Consider the following 5989-nt stretch of genomic DNA (forward strand, 5'->3'; position numbering starts at 1 on the left):
GCTGTGCCACCAGGACGTCTACTTTCCCAAGGGATTTGGCCAACGCCTCAATGCACTGCTGTCGACCATCTCTGCCGAAGCCCGCCCCAAGACCCTGCTGGGCTTCATCGGCATGGGTGTGAACCGCCAGACCGAGCAAGCTGAAGCCGCCGGCTTCGTGATCGACCGCGTGAACTGCGCCGACCACGCCGAGTCGGACGCCGTGGTGTCGATTGACGAACTGGCCCTGGTGATTGCCAAAGACTCCTTGCATCAGATCGACCCGCACATCGGCTGGCATCTCTGGGCCACGGACCTGTGCCTGACGTCGATCTGCACGCACCGCGTCTTCCCCCGCATCGTGCGCATGCCCTTGTTCCACAACACGCAAAGCGGTTGGCAACTGCCTGAATCGTTCTACGACTCGGCTGAGTACATCCTGCAAAAGCATGTGTCCTTCAACGCCATCCACTCGCTGTGCGGCGTCATCGACCAGGGCTTCGTGGCCCAACACCGGAGCGCCAAGCCATGACCCAGATCACCACACTGATCCCGGCCTACAAGAAGGAATACCTGGGCCCGTTGTTTCTGGCGCTGCGCCGCCAGAGCTTCAAGGACTTCAAGGTGATCGTGTCTGACGACAGCCCCGGCGGCGTGATCACCGACATGATCCGCAACCGTCACTGGGGCCAGCTCACCGACGAGTTGAACATCACGGTGGTACGCGGCCCGCAGAATGCCCGACGCAATCATGAGCAATTGCTGGACCTGTGGGCCGGCAGCACGCCCCTGGTTCACTTCAATCTGGATGACGACCTCATCTACCCCGAGTTCTACCGTACGCACGTAGCAGCCCACGTAGCGGCCCCCTGCTGTGCCTCGGTCAGTCAGCGCTGGCTGAGCCATGACGATGGCGTACCCGCCTGGACGCTGCCCCTGCCCGACTTCGTGCACGAGTGCAACGGCCACGTGCTGCAACCGACCACCGAAGAGCTGTTCAACAGCACCGTGGGCACCTGCCAGAACTGGTTGGGCGAGCTGAGCAACATGGTGTTTTCGGCAGAGGGCGCGGCCCTGTATCCTCGCCCGCCAGCCAAGGACCTGAGCTACTACGGCTTGCTGGATGTGGGGGCCCTGCTCGCCGCCAGCCAGCATCTGCCCGTGACCTTCATCCGGGAGTACCTGGGTGTGTTCCGCCAGAACGAGCAACAAACAACCCAGGTCAGCACCTACAGCCATGGTGGCCGCGTGGGCTTTCTGGCCTGGGTGACCTATGCCCTGGCAGCATGGCGGGACGGCCACATCAACCCCGAAACAGCTATAGGCGCCATCGGGACGGCCACACAGCGCATCGTGCACCACTTCAGCGAGGACACGGTCATGGCGGAATACTTCCACATCCTGGACACCCAGGCCGGCTCGCTGGACCAGCTCTACCTGGCCTATCGAACGTTCTGGCTGAAGCTGTTGGCGAGCAACCCTGGCACGGCAGCTGGCCTGCAAGAACCGGCCAAAGCGCCAACGGGCGCGAGCAGCCAGAAGAACGAACTGGCCGACGCCACGATCTGATCGGGAACCACGCGCATGAACACCCAGCCCCCCATCTATGTCACCCAGCCGGACTTGCCCCCGCTGGAAGAGTTCATGCCCTATCTCCAGCAGATCTGGGACAGCAAGATCCTCACCAATGGCGGGCCCTTCCACAAGCAACTGGAAGCCGAACTGGCCGAGTACCTGGGCGTCAAGTACATCTCGCTGTTCACGAATGCCACGATCGCCCTGGTCACGGCGCTGCAGTCCCTGCGCATCAGCGGCGAAGTCATCACCACGCCCTACTCCTTCGTGGCCACAGCGCACTCGCTGCTGTGGAACGGCATCAAGCCCGTGTTCGCCGACATCGATCCGAACACCATGAACCTGGATCCGGCCCGCATCGAGGCCGCCATCACGCCGCAGACCACGGCCATCATGCCCGTGCACTGCTATGGTCGCCCGTGCGATGTGGACGCCATCCAGCGCATTGCCGATGACTACAACCTCAAGGTCATCTATGACGCGGCACATGCTTTTGGCGTGAAACAACATGGCCACAGCATCTTGCAGCACGGCGACCTGTCCGTCTTGAGCTTCCATGCAACCAAGGCCTTCAACACCTTTGAAGGCGGCGCCATCATCAGCCCGGACGCCCGCACCAAGCAGCACATCGACCATCTCAAGAACTTCGGCTTCGTCAACGAGACCACGGTCGTCGCCACAGGCATCAACGGCAAGATGAGCGAGCTCAATGCCGCGCTGGGCCTGCTGCAGCTCAAGCACGTGGGCAAAGCCATTGCGCGCCGCCAGGAGATCGATGCGCTTTACCGCGCGCTGCTGGCCGATGTCAAAGGCATTCGCGTGCTGACACCGGCAGCCGATACGGTGGCCAACTACTCCTACTTCCCCATCCTGGTCGAGCCGGACTATCCGCTCAGCCGCGACGCGATCTACCAGCAGATGAAGGATGCCGGCATCAACGGCCGTCGCTACTTCTACCCACTGATCTCCGAGTTCCCGATGTACCGGGGGCTGCCTTCTGCCAGCGCGGCTCAATTGCCCGTGGCCAAGGAGATTTCGTCCAAGGTCATCTGCCTGCCGATCTACCCTGCGCTCAGCGACGAGGATGTGCACCGGGTTGCCAACCTGATTCGCCAGGCGGTGATGCCTCAGCTTGCCGAGCCCGAAGTCAGCCACCAAAACGATGTCGCGGCAGCCGGCGTTCACTGAACTGCACTTCAATAAAAAAGAGCCCGCTTGATGCGGGCTCTTGTCTTGGTGCGTGTTGCTGCCGTTTGATCACACCAGCACACGGCTGCGCATCTTGAACAGGGGGCGATTCATGAACTCACCGATCTGGTTGTTGCGAGGCAGGTTGTCTTCGCTGATGGGCTCGTATGCACGCGTCACTGGATTGGGCACCGTGACCTCTTCGATGATCCAGCTGTCACCCACGCCTTGCGCGACAAAGTCGATCAAGGCAGCCTTTTCACCACCTTCGAACAGGGGGCAACGCACATCACCCTTCCAGTTGAAACCCAGTTGCAAGACCAGCACGCGGGTCAGCCCGGCCATGTGACGCAGGCCCTTGAGCATCTGCTCGCGAGCAGCGTCCACGCTCAGGCTTTGATCACCGAAGTCATCACCCAGGTGGTGCAACACATTGAGGCAATAGGTGACATCGAATGTTTCGGTGATGGGCGACAGGAAATCGAAATAACAGGCGTTCATGTCGAGACGGTCAGACAGGCCGGCCTGCTCCGCGCAATGCGCCACGAATGCCGCATGCTCCTGATTACCCTCATAGCAGGTCACATGCCGTGCGCCACCATGAAGGGCCCCGAAGCTGAAATAGCCCGTGTTGGCGCCAATGTCCAGAACGCGCGCGCCCAGCAAAGGCAAGGCACGATCGAAATAGGTCTGGCGCTCCAGTTCCAACTTGCCTGCGGGCAGATCACTGGTATCGCCCAGCAATTTGGCCACAGAAGGGTGCACCAGTTGATAGTTCGAGTGCTTGCTTTGCTGGCGATAGAGGTCTTTGAGAGAAGGCGTCGAGGGCATGGTGATCTCGTCCGTTCAGATGGAGTTTCAGTAGCAGGCTTGCAGCGCGCGGGTATCGTCGCGCGCGTAGACGTCATGGGCCAACAGGCGTCGTTCGCGCGCCCTTGCATCCAGCGCCAAGCCTGCAGGATGCACGACGACGCCGGGCTGTTGCGCCCCATAAGCCCAGGCATAACAGGCGTTTTCCGGACGCTGCGCAACGATGGCAGGGGTATCGAAACCCTGCTCGCGCGCGAACAAGCTCAGAATGTCAGGGCAAACATCCAGCGCCAGTTGCAGCGGTCCCCAGAAGCGCGGGTTCACTTCGATGTAGTGGAGGCGGCCTTGCGCAGCGATGACCTCCAGCATGAAGGCCCCGTGGTAACCGCGCTCGTGCAGACCACGGAACAAGCTGGCTTCATCCAGTCCTGGATTGGCACACGGTTGGGCCAGCACGATGGATTTGCCGCCACCTTGCTGCATCAGGTTGACCTGCCAGAAAGAGGCAAACTCGCCATTGCGGGCCAGATAGGCGCACAGGTAATGGCTCTGCCCTTTGATGAAATCCTGCGCGAAGTAGCTGCTGCGATCGAGAACAGACAGCGCGTGCTGCAAGTCCGTAACCTCAGGGCACAGCACCGGATACAGCACACGCCCTGCACGCACGTTCTCACGCGGCTTGAGGACACAAGGCGCGTGCCATTGCCCATCTGGCTGTGTGGCCGGGAGTTGCAGATCCGCGCACAAGCCCGTCATCAGGGCCTGGCTGCTGTGCTTGCCAGTCAGCGCTTCATAGATGGCGCGATCGGGCAGCCCGATGTGAAGGCCGCAACCGGCCAGCGCCTCGCGATGCGTCAGCACGAAGTGATTGATGAACTCGGTGGTGGGGCAATAAACCAGCTCACCGCCCAGGCTGCCCGTCAGGAGCCGCAGCCATTCCACGGTCACGACCGCGTCCAGGCGATTGAACGCGACTTGCGAGGCCCACTTTGTCCGGTGAATGGCGTCAGCCTTGCCTGCCGCCACGATTACAAAGGGCAAGGCCACCTGCTCGAAGAACCGGCACAACGCCACCACGGCGCGGTCGTTGTGGCCGGAAAAAAGCAGGAAGCGACGCTCAGCCATGAAGCACCTCAGGCGACCAGTCTGGCCGATGGCTCTGGCGCCAGTTGGGGCAGATCATCGGGCACAGAAAAATCGGCTTGCATGGTGCGCGCCAGGGTGCGCTCATGCGCCGAAGTTTCCACCTTGACCAACAGTACATTCATGGTGGCAGCCTGCTCTCGATCGCACACCTCGTTGCGCTCATTCATGTACTCGAAGCGATCAACATGGAAACGGTGCTCGAACCAGCCGATCTGCCAGAACAGTTCGCTGAAGTAGAGCCAGGTCTTTTCATTGAAGGCACGGCGATGACTTGGATCCTGCCAGGTGCGCATGGCCTGTTCGTGGGCGACCTGGACGATCAACTTGCCATGCGTCTTGAGCATGGCCAGGCAGTTGCTCATCAGCATAGGCAGGTCAGTGGCCTGCTCCAGGGCCGTACTGGCATAGATCAGATCGACACTAGCGGGCTGCACATCAATGGGGCCGGCCTGGGGTGTCTCGCCAGTAAAGGGCAGGCCAATGGGCTGGGACAGATCACCGATCACATCAGGCTGCGCCATGTCCGTGACGTCCACATTCAACCAGCCTGGCAGATAGTCATTGCCCGATCCCACGTGCACCCGCGTGGGCTGCCACGGTTCAGCAGAACGACGCGCCTGATGCTCGCGGCCAAATCCCGCAGCAAAGGCAAGCAAGTCGGCGTAAGCCTCGACCGGATCAGCGGTCTCAAAAGCCTTGACCGCGGCACGCGCTTCTTCAAAGAACGCAGCCGTGCCAAAGTAATCACCAAAGTAGGATTCCAGTTGATCCTCGCCCAACCACAACACACTGTCTTCGAACGAAGCATGAGGGCGGGTTTGCTGGCGGCGCTCCGAAATGACCGGCGTGCCCAATGACAAGCAGTGCGATACACGTGCCTGCTCGAAACGGCTGCTCTCGTAGAAGTGGGCATTGAACACAGCTTTGGCTTGCACGATATAGGCATCGCGTTCAGGGCCATACAAGGCACCATCGAACATGCTCACCTGCACCCCCGTTGCCTCGATGCGCTGGATCATCGCGCGCCTGCGCTCGTTCATGCTGCCGATGAACAGCAGATCAATGGGGCGATCCTCCAGCGCGATGGGCTCGGCCTGCTGCAGATAAGGTGCATGCAGGAAAGGCACAACCATCACCTCATCAGGATGGCTGGCATACGCCGGGATGTTGTCGTGATCGTAATCCGCCACCGCGGATGTTTTCAGCAAAGACAGATAGTCGCGCGACACCGCCGCACCGCCCTGCCCGAGTTGCTCCAGGTTGACGAACACGCAGCTATAGCGCGTTCTCA

The 5989-nt window shown here is 60.9% G+C and carries 5 protein-coding genes and 1 pseudogene; 3 read left to right on the top strand and 3 right to left on the bottom strand.

Annotated features, from left to right (window positions below; genetic code table 11):
* The 3 genes and pseudogenes from EPO09_RS02540 to EPO09_RS02550 form a co-directional block, all read left to right on the top strand.
* Positions 1 to 511, top strand: a 511-nt coding sequence (locus EPO09_RS02540; RefSeq protein WP_290639836.1) for a hypothetical protein, incomplete at its 5' end; no start/stop codon positions are given.
* Positions 508 to 1548: a glycosyltransferase family A protein gene (locus EPO09_RS02545; protein ID WP_290639837.1), complete on the top strand. Its 1041-nt coding sequence runs from the start codon at positions 508 to 510 to the stop codon at positions 1546 to 1548. The genes EPO09_RS02540 and EPO09_RS02545, both read left to right, overlap by 4 nt.
* Before the next feature lie 15 nt (positions 1549 to 1563).
* A pseudogene (locus EPO09_RS02550) lies at positions 1564 to 2664 on the top strand (DegT/DnrJ/EryC1/StrS family aminotransferase); the annotation flags it as partial.
* A 147-nt stretch (positions 2665 to 2811) separates the two neighbouring features.
* Here EPO09_RS02550 and EPO09_RS02555 read toward each other — a convergent pair.
* The 3 genes from EPO09_RS02555 to EPO09_RS02565 form a co-directional block, all read right to left on the bottom strand.
* Positions 2812 to 3573, bottom strand: coding sequence for a bifunctional 2-polyprenyl-6-hydroxyphenol methylase/3-demethylubiquinol 3-O-methyltransferase UbiG (locus EPO09_RS02555; protein ID WP_290639839.1), 762 nt, complete (start codon positions 3571 to 3573; stop codon positions 2812 to 2814).
* A 27-nt stretch (positions 3574 to 3600) separates the two neighbouring features.
* Positions 3601 to 4677, bottom strand: coding sequence for a hypothetical protein (locus EPO09_RS02560; RefSeq protein WP_290639840.1), 1077 nt, complete (start codon positions 4675 to 4677; stop codon positions 3601 to 3603).
* 8 nt (positions 4678 to 4685) lie between these two features.
* The coding region (locus EPO09_RS02565; RefSeq protein ID WP_290639841.1) for a hypothetical protein at positions 4686 to 5989 on the bottom strand (1304 nt) is incomplete at its 5' end.

It is taken from the genome of Aquabacterium sp., assembly GCF_004297345.1.
GTDB lineage: Bacteria > Pseudomonadota > Gammaproteobacteria > Burkholderiales > Burkholderiaceae_C > Aquabacterium.